Origin of the sequence: Microvirga arsenatis (assembly GCF_009910705.1) — a bacterium.
GTDB lineage: Bacteria > Pseudomonadota > Alphaproteobacteria > Rhizobiales > Beijerinckiaceae > Microvirga > Microvirga arsenatis.
This window is the reverse complement of sequence record NZ_JAAAXJ010000012.1, coordinates 1-17,406: the sequence shown is the minus strand read 5'-3', so window position 1 is coordinate 17,406 and position 17,406 is coordinate 1. Positions and strand designations below refer to the sequence as shown.

The 17,406-nt window shown below is 67.8% G+C and carries 14 protein-coding genes and 1 pseudogene; 10 read left to right on the top strand and 5 right to left on the bottom strand.

What is annotated here, in order from left to right:
* The first annotated feature begins 180 nt into the window (after window positions 1–180).
* From GR303_RS18275 to GR303_RS24855, 5 genes are all read left to right on the top strand, one after another.
* A complete protein-coding gene (locus GR303_RS18275; RefSeq protein WP_161723280.1) occupies window positions 181–2,163 on the top strand; it encodes a methylmalonyl-CoA mutase subunit beta in 1,983 nt (660 codons plus the stop codon).
* Window positions 2,164–2,210: 47 nt separating this feature from the next.
* Complete coding sequence (locus tag GR303_RS18270; protein WP_161723126.1) at window positions 2,211–2,597, top strand: hypothetical protein; 387 nt, start codon at window positions 2,211–2,213, stop codon at window positions 2,595–2,597.
* 148 nt (window positions 2,598–2,745) lie between these two features.
* Window positions 2,746–3,114, top strand: a complete 369-nt coding sequence (locus GR303_RS18265) for a hypothetical protein (protein WP_161723125.1) — start codon at window positions 2,746–2,748, stop codon at window positions 3,112–3,114.
* 110 nt (window positions 3,115–3,224) lie between these two features.
* Entirely contained in the window at window positions 3,225–5,390 is a 2,166-nt protein-coding gene (gene scpA, locus GR303_RS18260) for a methylmalonyl-CoA mutase (RefSeq protein ID WP_161723124.1), read from the top strand.
* A gap of 178 nt (window positions 5,391–5,568) precedes the next feature.
* On the top strand, window positions 5,569–6,735 hold the full coding sequence (locus GR303_RS24855; protein WP_246205584.1) for a family 16 glycosylhydrolase: 1,167 nt from the start codon (window positions 5,569–5,571) through the stop codon (window positions 6,733–6,735).
* A 29-nt stretch (window positions 6,736–6,764) separates the two neighbouring features.
* Here GR303_RS24855 and GR303_RS18250 read toward each other — a convergent pair whose 3' ends face one another.
* Complete coding sequence (locus tag GR303_RS18250; protein ID WP_161723123.1) at window positions 6,765–7,745, bottom strand: alpha/beta hydrolase; 981 nt, start codon at window positions 7,743–7,745, stop codon at window positions 6,765–6,767.
* A 177-nt stretch (window positions 7,746–7,922) separates the two neighbouring features.
* Between GR303_RS18250 and GR303_RS18245 the strand changes: the two genes are divergently transcribed.
* Window positions 7,923–8,681 carry a DUF3750 domain-containing protein gene (locus GR303_RS18245; protein ID WP_161723122.1) on the top strand — a complete coding sequence of 253 codons (759 nt, stop codon included), beginning with the start codon at window positions 7,923–7,925 and terminating at the stop codon, window positions 8,679–8,681.
* 31 nt (window positions 8,682–8,712) lie between these two features.
* The gene (meaB, locus tag GR303_RS18240; protein WP_161723121.1) at window positions 8,713–9,696 is read left to right on the top strand and encodes a methylmalonyl Co-A mutase-associated GTPase MeaB; all 984 of its coding nucleotides are present in this window, start codon (window positions 8,713–8,715) and stop codon (window positions 9,694–9,696) included.
* 17 nt (window positions 9,697–9,713) lie between these two features.
* Here the strand turns inward: meaB and GR303_RS18235 are convergent, their stop codons facing one another.
* Window positions 9,714–10,727, bottom strand: coding sequence for an asparaginase (locus GR303_RS18235; protein WP_161723120.1), 1,014 nt, complete (start codon window positions 10,725–10,727; stop codon window positions 9,714–9,716).
* 170 nt (window positions 10,728–10,897) lie between these two features.
* On the opposite strand from GR303_RS18235, the gene GR303_RS18230 reads away from it, so the two are divergent.
* Both GR303_RS18230 and GR303_RS18225 read left to right on the top strand, forming a co-directional pair.
* Window positions 10,898–12,202, top strand: a complete 1,305-nt coding sequence (locus GR303_RS18230; protein ID WP_161723119.1) for a UDP-glucose dehydrogenase family protein — start codon at window positions 10,898–10,900, stop codon at window positions 12,200–12,202.
* 86 nt (window positions 12,203–12,288) lie between these two features.
* Window positions 12,289–12,525 (top strand): Lrp/AsnC ligand binding domain-containing protein, encoded by a 237-nt coding sequence (locus GR303_RS18225; RefSeq protein WP_047189580.1) that lies wholly within the window; start codon window positions 12,289–12,291, stop codon window positions 12,523–12,525.
* Between the two features lie 94 nt (window positions 12,526–12,619).
* On the opposite strand, the gene GR303_RS18220 is transcribed toward GR303_RS18225, so the two are convergent.
* The 3 genes from GR303_RS18220 to GR303_RS18210 form a co-directional block, all read right to left on the bottom strand.
* Entirely contained in the window at window positions 12,620–13,705 is a 1,086-nt protein-coding gene (locus GR303_RS18220; protein ID WP_161723118.1) for a transglycosylase SLT domain-containing protein, read from the bottom strand.
* 176 nt (window positions 13,706–13,881) lie between these two features.
* Entirely contained in the window at window positions 13,882–14,328 is a 447-nt protein-coding gene (locus tag GR303_RS18215) for a Crp/Fnr family transcriptional regulator (protein ID WP_161723117.1), read from the bottom strand.
* Entirely contained in the window at window positions 14,325–17,039 is a 2,715-nt protein-coding gene (locus GR303_RS18210; protein ID WP_161723116.1) for an ABC transporter ATP-binding protein/permease, read from the bottom strand. The genes GR303_RS18215 and GR303_RS18210 overlap by 4 nt, the downstream gene beginning before the upstream one ends.
* A gap of 162 nt (window positions 17,040–17,201) precedes the next feature.
* Between GR303_RS18210 and GR303_RS18205 the strand changes: the two are divergent.
* Window positions 17,202–17,406: pseudogene (locus GR303_RS18205) on the top strand (hypothetical protein); the annotation flags it as partial.

Here is a 17,406-nt window from a genome sequence, read left to right as displayed (position 1 = left end):
ACGAGGATCCCGGGAACAGGTCCGGGGATGACGTGAAGGGTGTTCGCGGCACGTCATCCTGAACGCTGCCGCGCCGGGGTTCGTCTCGGGCCGCCCCCATCCTTTGGGGCATTCCCACCGCTCCCTCCTCCCGGTATTGTCCGCGCCATTCGCGCAGCCCTCCCCTGGACGAGGACCATGATGGACGATCTCCCTCTTGCCGCCGATTTCCCGCAAGCGACCCGCGAGCAATGGCTCAAGCTGGTCGAAGGGGTGCTGAAGGGCGCGGATTTCGAGAAGAAGCTCGTCTCCCGCAGCCATGACGGCATCGCCATCCAGCCGCTCTATCCGAAGGCGGAAGGCTCCGCGCCCATCGCGCGCGAACAGGCGGGCCGCTGGCGCGTGTCGCAGCGGGTCGACCATCCCGATCCGGCCAAGGCCAACGAGCTCGCCCTCATCGACCTGGAAGGCGGCGCCGACGCGCTGACCCTCGTCACCCGGAACGCGCCGGCAGCCCGCGGCTTCGGTGTGGCGATCGACGCCGTCGACGATCTCGACCGGGCGCTCGGCGGGGTCATGCTCGACCTCATCCACCTGCGCGTGGACGCCGGCGGACACGGCCGTCACATGGCGGCTCTGGTGCTGGCACTGGCCCGGCGGCGCGGCCACAGGCCCTCCGATCTCTCCCTCGATCTCGGCCTCGACCCCATCGGCGCCATGGCCGCTCAGGGTCGCATGTCGACGTCGTGGGATGCCATGACGGTGCGCATGGGCGACACCCTGGCCCACCTGACGGCGCAGGGCTTCGCAGGGCGAGCCTTCCTCGCCGACGGGCGCATCCATCATGAAGCCGGCGCCAGCGAGGCGCAGGAGCTGGCTGCCGTGCTGGCGACGGGCCTTGCATATGTGCGCGCCCTCGAGGCGGGCGGGCATTCGCTCGATGCCGCGCGGAAAGCCCTCGCCTTCCTGCTGGTGGCCGATGCGGACGAGTTCTTCACGGTCGCGAAGCTCCGGGCCCTGCGCCGCCTCTGGGCGCGGGTCGAGCAGGCCTGCGGCCTGGAGCCGAGGCCGATCCGCCTGCATGCGGAGACCGCCTGGCGCATGACCACCCGGCGCGATCCCTGGGTGAACATGCTGCGCACGACCGTGGCCGCCTTCTCCGCCGGGATCGGCGGCGCGGATGCGATCACGGTGCTGCCGTTCACGGCAGCGCTCGGCCTGCCCGATGCCTTCGCGCGCCGCATCGCCCGCAACACGCAACTGATCCTGCTCGACGAATCGAATCTCGCCCGCGTGGCCGATCCGGCCGCGGGCGCCGGCGGCTTCGAGGCGCTCACCGATGCCCTGTGCGAGAAGGCCTGGGGGCTGTTCCAGGAGATCGAGCGCGAGGGCGGCATCCTGGAGAGCCTGAAGGGCGGTGCGCTCCAAGCCCGCATCGCCGCCGTGCGCGCCCAGCGGGAGAAGGCCGTCGCCACCCGCAGGGAGCCGATCACCGGCACGAGCGAGTTCCCGAACATCGCCGAGGCGGATGTGAGCGTGCTCCTCCCCTCCCCCCTGCGGGGAGGGATCGAGGGTGGCGGTGCCGGCGCTGAACCGGACCAGCGTGGCGCAACGGCTCCGGCAGAGACTTCCTTCGCGGGTCTGCTCAGGATGGCCTCCGATGGCGCAAGCCTGGCCCAGCTCGCGGGCACGGCCGCCGGACCTGCGCCGGTCGCCGTCGCTCCCCTGCCCTCCATCCGCACGGCCGAGCCCTTCGAGCGCCTGCGGGACCTCTCCGACGCCTACCTGGCCCGCACGGGAGCGCGCCCGCGGGTGTTCCTCGCCAATCTCGGGCCGGTCGCCGCCTTCACGGCACGGGCCACCTTCGCCAAGAACTTCTTTGAGGCCGGCGGGATCGAAGCGGTGATGAACGACGGCTTTTCGGACCAGGACAAGCTTCGGCAAGCCTATATCGACAGTCAAGCCAAGCTTTCCTGCATCTGCTCGACAGATGAAATCTACGAAAAACACGCAGTCGAGACCGCGCAAACCTTGCGAACGGCCGGATCGACACTCATCTATCTGGCGGGGCGTCCGGGTGAACGTGAAGAAGAACTCACCCGCGCCGGCATCACCACTTTCATCTTCGCCGGGTGCGACATTCTCAAGGTTCTGAGCCGGGCTCTCGACGAGGCCTGCGCCTAAGGGCTTCGAGGCTCCTCCCGGCCATCGGGAACCGAGAGGAGCGCGGTTTGACTCTGACTAAGCATCTGGCGGCGGCCATCGGCCTCGGCACCATCCTGATCGGGAGCGCCGGTGCGGCCCCGGCCTCCCGCCACGACGGCACCTGGAGCGTGCGGATGGTGACGGATTCCGGCACCTGCGACAGCAGCGACACCTATTCCATCGCCGTCGAGAACGGCAGCGTCCGCTACATCCCTGCCCCCGGGTCCTCCCCGGCCGTGGTGTCGGGCCGGATCGGCCCCGATGGAACGGTCGACCTCGACATCCGCCGCAGCATCGCCAAGGCCGATGCGAGCGGGCGCCTGAACGGCAAGGCCGGCTCGGGCACGTGGCAGCTGGCCATGCTCGGCTGCTCGGGCCGGTGGACCGCTCAAAAGCATTCCAACAACGCGTAAGCTTCCGGCACGACGTCTCCTTGGCAAGCCGCTGCATTCCTTCGGTGCGGCGGCTTTTTCGTGCCCCGCTGCGGCCGAACTCCGCAGGAACCCGTCCCGAAATCGTCACGTTGGTTCAACCAACTCACCAAGGTTCAAGGAGTGTTCCATGCGTTCTCTTTTCTGGCTGTGCGCAGCAGCCATGACGGGACTGGCTCTGGCTCCCCAGGCGCAGGCCCAGGCCAACAGGTTCGACGGCACCTGGAGCGTGGAGGTCGTCACCGAGCAGGGTGCCTGCGACCGCGCCTACCGCTACCCGGTGATCGTTCAGAACGGCCAGGCCCGGTACGGCGGCCCGGAAAGCTTCAACGTGAGCGGACAGGTGCGGCCCAACGGTTCCGTCTCCGCCAGCATCTCCCGCGGCCAGGACCGGGCGAACGTGAGGGGGCAGCTCTCCGGCAATACCGGCCGCGGCACCTGGACGACCTCCGGCGGGCGGGTCTGCTCGGGCACCTGGAATGCCGAGAAGCGGGGATGACCCAGGGCCGTGCGCCTCAGACCATGCGCCGATAGCCTCGGGCGGGCGGATGCCCTAGAATGCACCCCCATTCGATCCGCTTTCATCGGCAAGGGCATCCGTTTCATCCCATGACCAGCATCCCGGATTTCACGAGCGTCGCTTTCGGCAATGCTCCCCTGGCATCCTCCCCGAGCGCCCCGGCCGAGCCGTGGCTGACGCCGGAGGGGATTGCGGTGAAGGGATCCTACGGGCCTAAGGATCGCGCCGGGCTCGACTTTCTCGACACCTATCCGGGGATCGCGCCCTTCCTGCGCGGCCCCTACCCCACCATGTACGTGAACCAGCCCTGGACCGTGCGCCAGTATGCCGGGTTCTCCACGGCCGAGGATTCCAACGCCTTCTACCGCCGCAACCTCGCAGCGGGGCAGAAGGGCCTGTCGGTGGCCTTCGATCTCGCCACCCACCGCGGCTACGATTCCGACCATCCGCGCGTGGCGGGCGACGTCGGCATGGCGGGGGTTGCCATCGACTCGATCTACGACATGCGCACCCTGTTCGCCGGCATCCCGCTCGACCAGATGAGCGTGTCGATGACCATGAACGGCGCCGTCCTGCCGATCCTGGCGCTCTACATCGTCGCGGCGGAAGAACAGGGCGTGCCGCCCCAAAAACTCTCGGGCACGATCCAGAACGACATCCTCAAGGAATTCATGGTGCGCAACACCTACATCTACCCGCCCAAGGGGTCGATGCGCATCATCTCGGACATCTTCGCCTATACCTCGGCGAACATGCCGAAGTTCAACTCGATCTCGATCTCCGGCTACCACATGCAGGAGGCCGGCGCGACGCAGGATCTGGAGCTCGCCTATACGCTTGCCGACGGCGTCGAGTACATCCGCGCCGGCATCCAGGCCGGCCTCACCATCGACCAGTTCGCGCCGCGCCTGTCGTTCTTCTGGGCGGTGGGCATGAACTTCTACATGGAAGTGGCCAAGATGCGCGCCGCGCGCCTGCTCTGGGCGAAGCTCGTCAAGGGCTTCAACCCTCAGAGCGAGAAGTCGCTGCCGCTGCGCACGCACAGCCAGACCTCCGGCTGGTCGCTGACCGCGCAGGACGTGTTCAACAACGTGGTGCGCACCTGCATCGAGGCGATGGCGGCAACGCAGGGCCACACGCAGTCGCTCCACACCAACGCCCTCGACGAGGCGCTGGCGCTGCCCACCGACTTCTCGGCGCGCATCGCGCGCAACACGCAGCTCTTCCTGCAGCAGGAGAGCGGCACCACGCGCATCATCGACCCGTGGGGCGGCTCATACTACGTCGAGCGCCTCACCTACGAGCTGGCGCAGAAAGCCTGGGGCCATATCCAGGAGGTGGAAAGCCTGGGCGGCATGGCCAAGGCCATCGAGGCCGGCATTCCGAAGCTGAAGATCGAGGAGGCCGCCGCCCGCACGCAGGCGCGGATCGATTCCGGCCACCAGAAGATCGTCGGCGTCAACTGCTTCAAGCCCACGGACGAGGCCTCGATCGACATCCTGAAGGTCGACAACGCCGCCGTGCGCGCGAGCCAGATCGAGAAGCTCAAGCGGCTGAAAGCCGAGCGCAACCAGGCCGAGGTGGATGCGGCCCTCGACGCCCTGTCGCAGGTCGCGGCATCCGGCGAGGGCAACCTGCTGGATCTCGCCGTCAAGGCCGCCCGCGCCAAGGCCACGGTGGGCGAGATTTCGGATGCGCTGGAAAAGGTCTGGGGCCGTCACCGGGCCGAGATCAAGGCGATCTCGGGCGTGTACAAACGGGAGGTCGGCGTGACGTCACCGGCAGTCGAGCGCGTGCGCAGCATGGTGGAACGGTTCGAGCACGACGACGGACGCCGCCCGCGCATTCTCGTGGCCAAGATGGGCCAGGACGGTCACGACCGCGGCCAGAAGGTCATCGCCTCGGCCTTCGCCGATCTCGGCTTCGACGTGGATATCGGCCCGCTCTTCGCCACGCCCGCGGAGGCCGCGCGCCAGGCCATCGAGAACGACGTGCACATCGTCGGCGTGTCGTCGCTGGCAGCGGGCCACCTGACGCTCGTGCCGGAGCTGAAGGCCGAACTCGCCAAGTACGGCCGCGACGACATCATGATCGTGGTCGGCGGCGTGATCCCGCCCCAGGATTTCGATGCCCTCACCAAAGCCGGCGCAGCGGCGATCTTCCCGCCCGGCACGGTGATCGCCGACGCCGCCGTGAACCTGATCGAGGATCTCAACCGCAGGCTCGGATACGGCCCCAAGCAGGCGGCGGAGTAGCGCCTCGTCCGGTTTGCCGGAGCCGGCGAACCCGTCAACCTTGCGGTAACCTTCCGGACAGGCGAAGGACCGGATCATGCCTAACCCGGGCGGATCAGGCCCGCCGCTTCGTTGACCGGCAACATTCCCCATGGGAAGCTCCCTGCAAGTTTGTATTTAAAACGATTGCAGGGATCCCATGGCCTTTAATCTCGAAGATTATACGCTCACCTTTTCAGACGAGTTCACGGGCAGCTATCTCGACACATCGGTTTGGGGCACGAAATACTGGTGGGGCGGGCGTACGCTGGCAAGCAACGGCGAGATGCAGTACTTCGCCGACCGCTCCACGGCGCTGGTCCAGCAATATCCCGACCTCGACCCGTTCCGGATCACCCAGGATCCGTATCAACCGGGCGACGGCGTTCTGACCATCACGGCACGGCCCTCTCCGGATACGAGCCTGACGGACGGCCTGCCCTATGTGTCAGGGCTCATCAACACCCATGGAACGTTCTCGCAGACCTACGGCTACTTCGAGATTTCGGCCCAGGTTCCTTCCGGTCAGGGCCTCTGGCCGGCCTTCTGGCTGTTGCCGCAGAGCGGCAACTGGCCGCCGGAGATCGACGTGCTCGAATTGCTGGGCCATGATCCGACGACCTACTATGTCGGCTCGCACTGGAAGGACGCGACGGGCAAGCACGCCTTCAAGACGCAAGGGATTTCAGCCGGCGTCGATCTTTCGGAAGGCTTCCACAGCTACGGGACGCTGTGGACCGCCGACACGATCACCTACTACCTCGACGGCACCGAGGTGTTCTCCATGGCAGCGCCCTCCGGCATCAACGAGCCGATGTACCTGCTCGCGGGGCTGGCCGTCGGCGGAAACTGGCCGGGCGCGCCGGATGAGACGACCCTGTTCCCGGCCGAGTTCCAGATCGACTACATCCGCGCCTATGCCCCGACCCTCAGGCCGACGATCTCCGGCAACGAAGGCGACAACTCGCTGGCCGGCGACAAGGTCTCGACCGCTTTCAACGACAGCATCTTCGGCTATGGCGGGAACGACACGCTCGAAGGCCTCAAGGGCAATGACACCCTGGCCGGCGGTGCCGGCGCGGACACCTTCATCTACCGGACCGGCCCGACCGGGCACGACGTGATCCTCGACTTCAACCCGACGGGTGGAGACATGGTGCGCATCACGAAGGCAATCGCCGGTCAGAAAAACTTCTCCGGGCTGTACCGGCTCATCAAGGACAATGGCGCCGGCGACGCGGTCCTGAAGCTCGCCGACGGCGGCTCCATCACCTTCGACGGCGTAAGGAAGGCCCAACTCGGCTACGACGACTTCCTGATCGTCTGAGCGCCGCTCCTGTTCGGGCAACGGGGTTCTCAAGACCGCTCGATCGCCCGCTTCACCACCTGCTGCACTTCCCTGTTCGACAGGAACAGGTCGTGGTTGATGATGCCGCCGCCGAACTCCGAGGCGTCGGCCACGCGCACGCCCAGCGCTTCGAGCCGCTCGCGGTCCGCCGCGCCGGCGCGGACGATGCCGCCCGCGAGGCGGCTCGACACGGCGAGCGCCCGGTCCTTGGTGGAGCTGATGACGGTGATCTTCTTGGCATCGGGTCCAAGACGTTCGAGGCCGCGGGCGAAAAGGTCGATATCGATGTCGGGCGCCGCCAGCACCACCGCGCCGATGCGCTCCATGGCGCTCTCGCCGCCCGAGGCGCGCAGCATGCGCAGGGTCTCGAGGGTCAGCAGCGTGCCCATGCTGTGCGCCACGATATGGATGCGCCCGCCGCTCGGAGTCTTGGCGATGGCGGTGAGCAGGTCCTCCAGCGCATCGCGGGACCACATGGCGCTCTCGCGGTCGGCCACGTAGCTGAAGGTGGAGGCGGCGGAGGGCCAGGTGAACAGGCCCGTCACGCCGGGGAACCCGATGCCCTGCGACAGGTCGATGGTCGAGGTGGCCGCCGTCTCGAAGCTCTCGCGGTAGCCGTGGATATAGAGCAGCAGGTCGCGCCCGAAGACGGCCTGGGCGAAGGACTGCGCGGCGTTGCTGCGGTTCAGGTTCTCCACCTTGGCGATGCTCCAGCCGCTCCCCGTGACGCGCCCGAGCATGGAGGTGGAGGGCGGGGTCAGGCGGGCCTCCGCGAACACCAGGTCGGGCGAGCGCTCGCTGCTGAACCAGGGCTTCGCCGGCGGATCGCCCGCCGGCAGGCGCGTCGTGGCGACCAGCAGCTTCGGGTCGCGCTCGAGACCGGCCCGGGGCTCGGATGCATTGAGCAGCGCCGTATCCTCCCCCAGGCAACCGGAGAGGGCGAGGCTTGCGAGGCCGACGAGGGCAAGGCGGGACAGGGTGGGGTGCATGAGGCCAGGTTTCAGGAGGAGACGAGGAAACCCTGCTGTTTTGTCCCTGATCGTGGCAGGCGCAAGGCAGGGCTCGGCAACAGGCCCATCCGGCGCGCGAATACGGTAAAGCAATGGTGAACGGCGGCGCGGATCCGCCGCCTTGATGCCTGGCAGGGCCAAACGTACCTTCCCGCCATGCTCCTTCTGTTCTCCCGTATCCTGCTCGTCGTCGTAGGGCTTTTTCTTCTTCCCCTCGCCACCCATGCGCTCTGGTGGGCCCTGCGCGACGATGTCGCGCCGAGCTGGCGCGCCGCCGACTGGTCGAGCGCGAAGCTGCTGCCCGCCGCCGCGGAGGCGCCCCAGGCCATCGTGGCGGTCTATGCGGCCCGGGTCGGGCGCTGGCGCGGCATCTTCGCCCACCATACCTGGGTGGTGGTGAAGGAGGCCGGCGCCCGCCAATACACCCGCTACGACAAGGTCGGCTGGGGCAGCCCCGTACGCACCAACGGCTGGGTGCCGGACGGGCGCTGGTTCGGCAATGCGCCTCATCCGGTGGTGGTGATCGAGGGCGCCGAGGCCGAGAGGCTGATCCCGCAGGTGCGCCAGGCGGTGGCGAGCTACCCCTACCAGACTTTCGGCGCCTACAATGCCTGGCCCGGGCCGAACTCCAACACCTTCGTGGCCCATGTGATGCGCTCCGTCCCTGAGCTCGCCGCCCCGTTGCCGCCCACGGCGCTGGGCAAGGACTGGCAGCCCTGGCGCGACATCGTGAGCCTCACCCCGAGCCGCACCGGGATCCAGATCTCGCTCGGCGGCTATGCGGGCCTCGCGCTCGGCTGGGTCGAGGGACTCGAGGTCGACTTCATGGGGCTCGTCGCCGGCCTCGACCTGCGCCGGCCCGCCCTCAAGATTCCTGCCTGGGGACGAATCGGCATGGATCCGATCACGTGGTGAAAGCGCAGTCTAGATGCGCTAAAGCTCCCCTATGACCGGGGGCTCACAGAAGACGGCAGTGACGGCGGAGATGGTCGCCAGCGGCGACCGCGCGGCGCTGGCGCGCGCCATCACGCTGATGGAATCGCGCAGGCCGGATCACCGCGAGGCGGCCCGTGGCCTGCTTCAGGCGCTGATGCCGCGCTCGGGCCACGCGGTGCGCATCGGCATCACCGGCGTGCCGGGGGTGGGCAAGTCCACCACCATCGACACGCTCGGCTCCATGCTCACCGAGAAGGGGCACAAGGTGGCCGTGCTGGCGGTCGACCCCTCCTCGACGCGCACCGGCGGTGCGATCCTGGGCGACAAGACGCGCATGGCGCGGCTGGCCGCCGATCCCAACGCCTTCATCCGCCCCTCTCCCTCCTCCGGAACCCTCGGCGGCGTCGCGGCCAAGACCCGGGAGACCATGCTGCTCTGCGAGGCGGCCGGGTTCGACGTGATCCTGGTGGAGACGGTGGGCGTCGGCCAGTCGGAGACGGCGGTGGCGGACCTCACCGACTTCTTCCTCGTGCTCATGCTGCCGGGTGCCGGCGACGAGTTGCAGGGGATCAAGAAGGGCATCCTGGAGCTTGCCGACCTGATCGCGGTCAACAAGGCGGACGACGCGGGCGCCAAGGCCAAGGCGGCGGCCGCCGAGTACAAGGCGGCCCTCCACATCCTGGCCCCCGCCTCCCCCGCCTGGACCCCGCCCGTGCTGACGATCTCCGGGCTGACGGGCCAGGGGCTCGACGAACTCTGGGCCAAGGTCCTGGACCATCGCAGGCGCCTGGAGGCGACCGGGGAGCTTGCCGCCAAGCGCCGCGCGCAGGACACGAAGTGGATGTGGGCCCTCGTCCACGAGCGCCTGTACGAACGCCTCGCCCACGACCCGGCCCTGCGCCGGCGCGTGCCGGAGGTCGAGCGCGCCATCGCCGAGGGCACCCTCTCGCCCGATGCCGCGGCGAGCGAGATCGTCAGGCTCCTGGGGATCTAGAGCGACGGGCGGGGCGGTCAGGCCGCGCCCGCAATCTCCGCGGTGGGGCGGATCTGCCCCACCTCGATCCCGTTCCAGTTCCTGAGCACCGGCTGGGCCAGCGCCTCGACGGCCGCGCGCTCGTTGTCGCTCAGGGGCAGGAAGCGCAGGACGAGCCCCGCCATCATCGCCTCGGCGGCCCGGGCATTGCCGTCATCCACCTTCAGCGCGATGCCGTAGCCGAGTTCCGGGAACGAGGCGCAGTAGACGCCCTCCGCGCCCACCTTCACGAAGGCGCGCTCGCCCAGGAGCTCCATCAGCTTCGTGTCGAAGCGGCCCGTGCCAGCGACCATGAAGGGGTGGCGCGCCACCGCCTTGCGGATCCGGGCGGCGGCCGCCCTGCCGTCGCCCGGCAGGCCGATGCCCGTGCCGAAGCGGGCAAAGCCGAAGGCGAGCGACGGGAGCTTCACCGCGTAGGTGGGGATCGAGCAGCCGTCGATGCCGCTTTTCTCGTGGGTGTGGCAGGCGCCGGTGATCTCCTCCAGGGTGTCGCGCACGATCCGCTGGACCGGATGGTCCGCCAGGACGTAGCCCTTGGGGTCGTTCCCCTGCCCGCAGGCCAGGCAGACGAAGCCCGCATGCTTGCCCGAGCAGTTGTTGTGGAGGGCGCTCGGGCTCCCGCCCGAGGCTGCGAGAGCGCGGTTCGCCGCCTCGCCCATCGGCCAGTGCACGCCGCATTCCAGGCAGCCGGCATCCTGCCCCGCCTTGGCGAGCATGGACCCTGCTGCAGCCACATGCTCCGGTTCCCCCGAATGGGAGGCGCAGGCGAGCGCGATCTCCTCATCCGTCAGGCCGTACTTGTCGGCAATCCCGCTCTCCACCAGGGGCATGGCCTGGAGCGCCTTCACGGCGGAGCGGGGGAAAACGCGCCGCTCCACGTCGCCGATGGACAGGACCGTGGCCCCTTCGGCATCCACCACCGAGACGCTTCCGCGATGACGCGACTCGACCAAATTTCCGCGGGTAATCTCGACAAGAATAGGATTGTTCATCAATGCCCCATTCGAAAAGCGGCGGTGTTGTGGCGGCACTCACCGCAGATGTCAAAGGGGGCATTGTTGCAAAACCCAGAAAAACGCCGCCCAATTAAGCGGACGCGGCGGGTTGCAGCAGGGCCTCCGACACCCTAAACCCAGGCTCGGCGTGATATGGGGAGTGCCTGATGCGCGTATCGATGATCGGGGCGGGTTATGTCGGGCTTGTGTCCGGGGCGTGCTTTGCGGATTTCGGGCACGAGGTGTGCTGCGTCGACAAGGACCCGGCCAAGATCGAGGCGCTGAACCGGGGCGAGATCCCGATCTTCGAGCCGGGGCTCTCCGAACTCGTGGCCAAGAACGTGCGCGAGGGCCGGCTCACCTTCACCACCGAGCTGCCCGCCGCCGTCAGGGGCGCGGGCGCCGTGTTCATCGCGGTGGGCACCCCCTCGCGGCGCGGCGACGGCCATGCCGACCTCTCTTACGTCTACCAGGCCGCCCGGGACATCGCCGCGGCGATCGACGGCTATACGGTGGTGGTGACCAAGTCCACCGTGCCGGTGGGCACCGGCGACGAGGTGGAGCGCATCATCCGCGAGGCGCGCCCCGACGCCGACTTCGCCGTGGTCTCCAACCCCGAGTTCCTGCGCGAGGGCGCGGCCATTGCCGACTTCAAGCGCCCCGACCGCATCGTGATCGGCACCGAGGACGAGCGCGCCCGGGAGGTGATGACCGAGATCTACCGCCCGCTCTACCTCAACCAGTCGCCGGTGCTGGCCATGTCGCGGCGCACGGCGGAGCTGACCAAGTACGCCGCCAACGCGTTCCTGGCCACCAAGATCACCTTCATCAACGAGATCGCGGACCTGTGCGAGCAGGTGGGCGCCAACGTGCAGGACGTGGCCCGCGGCATCGGGCTCGACAACCGCATCGGCTCCAAGTTCCTGCATGCGGGCCCCGGCTATGGCGGCTCGTGCTTTCCCAAGGACACGCTGGCGCTGATCAAGACGGCGCAGGACTACGAGGCGCCGGTCCGGATCGTGGAGACGGTGGCGGCGGTCAACAGCCAGCGCAAGCGCGCCATGGGGCGCAAGGTGATCGCGGCCTGCGGCGGCTCGGTGCGGGGCAAGACGGTGGCGGTGCTCGGGCTGACCTTCAAGCCCAACACCGACGACATGCGCGATGCGCCCTCCATCGACATCATCACCGCGCTGCAGGATGCGGGCGCGCGGGTGAAGGCCTACGACCCGGAGGGCATGGAGGCGGCCCGCGCGGTGCTCGCCGACGTGGACTATGCCCGGGACGCCTATGACTGCGCCCGGGACGCCGATGCGCTGGTGCTGGTCACCGAATGGGACATGTTCCGGGCGCTCGACCTTCGCCGGCTCAAGGCGGCGCTGGCCGCCCCGGTGGTGGTGGACCTGCGCAACGTCTACCGCCCCGACGAGATGCGCCGCCACGGCTTCACCTATACGAGCGTGGGACGCGGCTGAGAGCCGGGAGGCAGACCGCTTGCGCGCCGGTCTCCCCGGTGCCATGACAGAGTCCACCGACCTTCAGAGCTGACCGGGAGCGCCCCATGCAGACCTTCTTCGTGGAGATCAAGTGCAAGCTCGGCAAGACCTACGCCGTAGCGAACGCTCTCGCGGACCGGGAGATCGCGTCCGAGATCTACTCGACGGCGGGCAATTACGACATTCTCGCCAAGTTCCACGTGGATGACGGCGTGGATATCGGCCATTTCATCGCCGAGAACGTGCAGAGCATCCCCGAAATCGCCGACACCCACACGATCATCACCTTCAAGGCGTTCTAAAGCACCGGACCCAAAAGTGGATTCGCACTTTTGGGTCCGGTGCTTTGTCTTCGAGTGAGAGCAGCGGCAGCCCCGTCCCGGCAGGGCTCGCCGCCTACTGCACGAGCGGGGTGGCCTGCGCCGTCCGCTCGGTCCGGCGGGTGACCTCGGCGAGGTAGGGGCCGATCCCCTCGTAGCGGTCGAGGCGGCGCACGATCTTGGAATCGATCTTGTTGTAGAGCTCGGCGACCGTCACGGGGCGGCGCTTGCGGCCCTTGCCCTCCATGAACAGCCCGGCATTGGCCCGGGCCGCCTTGGGGAAGAGCTTGGACGCCTTCATGTTCGGGTCCTGGTCCAGGACCTCGAGGAAGCGCACCGCGGCGGAAGCGCCGAGGAAATGGGCGAGGTAGAGCTCGGCCTCGGCCAGCTCCCGCTCGCCCTGAGCCTGCAGGGCGCGCTCCACGTCCTTGATCAGCTCGCCCGCCATGAGCGCCGAGAAGTAGGGATCGGTGCGCAGGTTCATGATCCAGGCCCGATCCTTGTCGCTCACCACGGGATCGCCGTCGACGGTCCGGATCGCCTCTGCGGCGGCGGTGAAGCCGTAATCGGCCGCATGGAGCTGCACCACCTCGAGCCACGTCCGGTCGATGAACTGGAACAGGCCCTGGGCCGAGGAGGTCGGCGCCTTGGCCTCGGGCGAGAGGCTCGATTCCACGTCCGCCAGGGTCATCATGTAGACCGGGTCGACACCCGTCGCATGGGCGGCCTTGAGGATGGAGTGGACGAGCCAGCGCGGCACGGTGCGGCCGTTGAAGGGAATCAGCTCGTCAGGATCGCCCGCCACCTCGTCCGGGCTCGTCTGCGGCGCGGGCTTCGTGGCGCGGGGCTTCACGATGGAGAAGGCGCCGTCGAGAATGGCCTTGAACAGCCCCGGGTCCTTCGCAAGCTTCGGCGTGAACTCGGCCGAGGCGGTCGCCACCGAGCCGGTGATCGCCGGCTGTGCTGCCGCGAGGGCGGACGGTTTCGCCAGCAGGGCGCTCGGGAGGGTGGCGACGGCCGCCGGTCCGGCGGTAAGGCCCTGGAGGCCGATGACAAGGCCTGCGGCCAGGGCGAGGCGGAGTGAGCGGCGGCGGTTTCCGGTCTTGCGCCCGTCCGCAACAGGCTGCGGAACTGCGCATAGCAGCGTTCTCGCGTTACTCATCATCACTGATCCCGCGAGGCCCGGCCGGGCAGCCTGGCCTCTTCCCTTGTGTTGTTCTGGGACAAGGGTTGACGGGTAGATGTGACGAGAATGGGTCAGCTTGACCGTAAAATTACGGTTTCGTTAACCGTGTCCGGAAATTTTCCTTGGAAAAACGGCCGAACCTCCCCGGCAGGTCAGGACGAGGATTGGGCGACGAGCTGGGCATTGGTGCGCTCGAGGCGCTTCGCCAGCTCGCGCATGATGGCCAGGGACATCTGGGGAAACTGGGCCAGGAGCTCCAGGAAGACGCGCTTGTCGATTCGCAGCGCCGTGGTGGGCTCGGCGGCCATGATGGTGGCCGAGCGTGGCGTGTCCGAGAGGATGCCCATCTCCCCGACGAGGGCATTGCTCCCCAGTTCCGCTACCTGGATGTCGCCGCCGGGCGTGTGGAGGAGGACGCTCGCCCGCCCTTCGAGGATCACATAGGCCGCATCCGAGGGGTCGCCCTGCGAGAAGAAACGCTGCCCGCCGGCGAACTGGACCCGCTCGCTCGTGAAGGCGAGGAGCTTCAGGCGGGCGGGATCCACGTCCCGGAACATGGGGACCTGCCGCAAGGACTGAACCTCCGTCTCAAGGGTCATGCCACCTCTCCTGCTGTTGTCTGGGCGCCGCCCGGCTCGACCTGGCGAGACCTCGGGGTCCGTTGCGCTGTTTCGTTGATGATGATCTGTCCGTCACGGAAACGCATCTGAGCATCGAAGGCACCGGCCTGTCGATCATTCGGCAGAACCATGAACAAGCTTTGCCGGTCGAGCAACCCGATCAGCACCTCCATGAGCTGCTGCGCCTGTGCCTCGTCGAAGGGGGCGAGTGCCCCGTCGATGACCATGATGTCCGGCCGCTTCACCAGACAGCGCACGAGGTTGACGCTCGCTCTCTCCTGGGGCGACAGGAGCCGGCCGGCCGTACCGACCTGGTGGTCGAGGCCGATGCGCTCCACGTCCGTCAGGAGGTCGAGCTCCCGGACGATGGCGGCAACGGCTTCCGCGACCCGCACCCGGGCATTGGCGACCTGATGGCTGATGCGGCCGAAGAGCAGGTTGTCCCGCAGCGGTGCTGCCGCGCAGACCCTGTCCGGATCGTAGAACTCGACCCCGTCGCCCGAATTCTCCAGAACCTCGCGGACCAGCCCCCGCGCTTCGACGACCCGGCTCATCAGACGCCGGTCGAGGAGCCCCAGGCGGTGCCGGGTCTCGATATAGGCGAGCGGCAGGGCCAGAAGGCGCGTGCGGTCCTCCTGGGTCAGGCGCCCCTCGCCCCGGGCGTGCCGGCGCAGGATGGCCTCGAATTCCGTCAGCTCCTCGGCGCCGATGAAGGAGAACTGCTCGAACAGGGAATGCCCCGGCGGCAGCCCTTCGAAGATCTCGGTCATGGTCTGCGCGATCTCCAGCCCCATCTGCACGAGGTCGTCGGTCAGGCCGGAGCGGTCGGTGGCGCTGCGGAACTGGGCGTTCTCGGCAAGGTTGCGGCCCCGGAACTCGTCGGAGACCGCCACCCCGAACAGGAGGTTCTCCGCAATGGTGGCCTGGCTGTTGTAGCGGGTGGGATCGAAGGGCTCCACGAGATCGGCCATGCCGTTCGTCTGGAAGGTTTCCCTCAGACGCCGCCTCGCCTCCACCACGCGCTCGGCCAGATCCCGGTCCCGCTCGGGATCGATCCGTCCCCCGAGGCCGAAGAGGTAGATCGTGTCCCCCATGCCGACGCGGTCCAGGAGGTCGATCAGGATGCGGTCGAGATCGTTCTCGTCCCGGGCACCGATCCGCTCGTAATCCACCCACTGGTCGGAGATGTGCTCGAGCGGATTCCCGGTCCTGATGGCCTCCGCGATCCGGCGGTCCATCTCCCGCCTGTCCTCCGCGGCCCTGCGGAGGGGCTTGGCGCGGAGGCCGTAGACCAGGTTGTCGCGAATGCTGCCCGGGAAGAGGATCGGGTCGACGCCGGCATAGGCGATGCGCCGCCCCGCCACGGATGCGGGGATCTGCAGGAGATCGCGGTCGCCGATGCGGATCTGACCGTGGAACTCGGTGCTCCTGCGGGCGATGATCCGCGCCATCGTGGTGGCCGCTGCCCCGCCGTTGGAGATCAGCGCGACCTTTGCGGGCAGATCGATGGCGAAGGCCCCTCCCTCGATGATCATGTCCCCGTGCGGGCCCGCCACGCGGATGTCCTCGCCCACCATCGGCCCGACGAGCGGCACATCCTCCGCCTCCTGGCGCGCATCGAGCAGGGGCGCGAGCCGCTCCTCGGCGAAATGCTGGGTCACCTGATCGTACTTCACCTGCACGTCGAGGCGCTGCTGGTCCCAGTCGATCAGCTCCTTCAGCGGCGGCGGCAGCTCGCGATAGGCCGCGATCACCGCCACGAGCTGGCCGATGTCGAGGGTGCCGCGCAGGGCGAAGTAGCCGCCGATGGCGTAGAAGAAGAACGGCGTGAGCTGGGCGAGGAAGTTGTTGAGGGATTTGACGAAGAATTTTCGGTTGTAGATCTTCAGCCGGATGGTGAAGAGGTTGAAGAGCCGATGGCCGATCTCGGCCCGCTCCCAATCGTAGGCATTGTGGACGTGGACGACCTCGATTCCGTCGAGCACCTCGGCGATGCGCCCGGCGAGCTGGCGCGAGGCGAGCTGGCGCTGCTTGCCGAGACGCAGCAGCTCGCGCCGCAGGCGGGGAATGATCGTGAACTGCACCGCGATCACGGCCAGCGCGATCAGGCCCAGCCATACGTTCTGCACCATGATGAAGACGAGCGCCGTGGTGGCCTGCAGGCCGAGGAAGACGGGCGTGATGAACGCATCCCCGATGAAGCCGCCGATGGGCTCGACCTCGTCCTTGATGATCGTCGCGGTTTCCGACGACTTCACGCTGCGTAATGCTTCCGGCGTGAAGCGCAGCACCATGGAGAAGAGGTCGAAGCGCATGCGCCGCAGCATCCGCTCGCCCAGCACCCCCTTGGCCACGTTGATCCAGTACTTGAAGGCGCCGTTGACGACGACGAAGAACAGAAAGAGGAACGACAGGCCCATGAGCAGGCCGACGCGGCCGACCTCGAAGCCCTCGAAGATCTCGACGGTGCCGCTGCCGAGCCAGGCGGGCCAGTCGAACTTGAGGTGCAGGAAGGGCGCCGTCGCATTGCCGTCACGGAAGGCCTCGCCCTGAATGGCCTGGTTCACGATCTGGCGAGGCAGATCGAGGGACATGAAGTAGAACGGCAGGGACGCCAGCACGACGGCGCAGACGATGAGCTGGTCGCGCCTGGAATGTGTCCAGATATAGCGGAAGAGGCTCTTTTCCATCAGCGCAGCGCCGCCGCCCTCATTTCCCCTGGATACCCTCTTCACGATCTGGAGCATCGCCATAGTTTGACGAGGGGGCCTATTGCAAGGGTAGAGATAGCTGTCCTAACGTCAACTTTCGATACGCCGGCCAACTCGATACCTCCCATCAAGGATGCCTGCATGGCAAACGCGATCAAGAACCCGAGGATCGACAGGGGTTTGCCCCTGTCGGCGCCCGCTCGCGGCGCAAGGGTTCTCATCTACAGCCACGACACGTTTGGGCTTGGGCACCTGCGCCGGTCGCGGGCGATCGCGAATGCCATCGTCGAGCAGCTGCCGGGCGCCTCGGTGGTCATCCTGTCGGGCTCTCCCGTCATCGGCAATT

Excerpts from the sequence above, each read along its gene's own strand:
- GR303_RS18275 (WP_161723280.1), top strand. The coding sequence starts at position 181 with ATGGACGATCTCCCTCTTGCCGCCGATTTCCCGCAAGCGACCCGCGAG.
- GR303_RS18265 (WP_161723125.1), top strand. The coding sequence starts at position 2,746 with ATGCGTTCTCTTTTCTGGCTGTGCGCAGCAGCCATGACGGGACTGGCT.
- scpA (WP_161723124.1), top strand. The coding sequence starts at position 3,225 with ATGACCAGCATCCCGGATTTCACGAGCGTCGCTTTCGGCAATGCTCCC.
- GR303_RS24855 (WP_246205584.1), top strand. The coding sequence starts at position 5,569 with ATGGCCTTTAATCTCGAAGATTATACGCTCACCTTTTCAGACGAGTTC.
- GR303_RS18250 (WP_161723123.1), bottom strand. The coding sequence starts at position 7,745 with ATGCACCCCACCCTGTCCCGCCTTGCCCTCGTCGGCCTCGCAAGCCTC.
- GR303_RS18245 (WP_161723122.1), top strand. The coding sequence starts at position 7,923 with ATGCTCCTTCTGTTCTCCCGTATCCTGCTCGTCGTCGTAGGGCTTTTT.
- meaB (WP_161723121.1), top strand. The coding sequence starts at position 8,713 with ATGACCGGGGGCTCACAGAAGACGGCAGTGACGGCGGAGATGGTCGCC.
- GR303_RS18235 (WP_161723120.1), bottom strand. The coding sequence starts at position 10,727 with ATGAACAATCCTATTCTTGTCGAGATTACCCGCGGAAATTTGGTCGAG.
- GR303_RS18230 (WP_161723119.1), top strand. The coding sequence starts at position 10,898 with ATGCGCGTATCGATGATCGGGGCGGGTTATGTCGGGCTTGTGTCCGGG.
- GR303_RS18225 (WP_047189580.1), top strand. The coding sequence starts at position 12,289 with ATGCAGACCTTCTTCGTGGAGATCAAGTGCAAGCTCGGCAAGACCTAC.
- GR303_RS18220 (WP_161723118.1), bottom strand. The coding sequence starts at position 13,705 with ATGAGTAACGCGAGAACGCTGCTATGCGCAGTTCCGCAGCCTGTTGCG.
- GR303_RS18215 (WP_161723117.1), bottom strand. The coding sequence starts at position 14,328 with ATGACCCTTGAGACGGAGGTTCAGTCCTTGCGGCAGGTCCCCATGTTC.
- GR303_RS18210 (WP_161723116.1), bottom strand. The coding sequence starts at position 17,039 with ATGGAAAAGAGCCTCTTCCGCTATATCTGGACACATTCCAGGCGCGAC.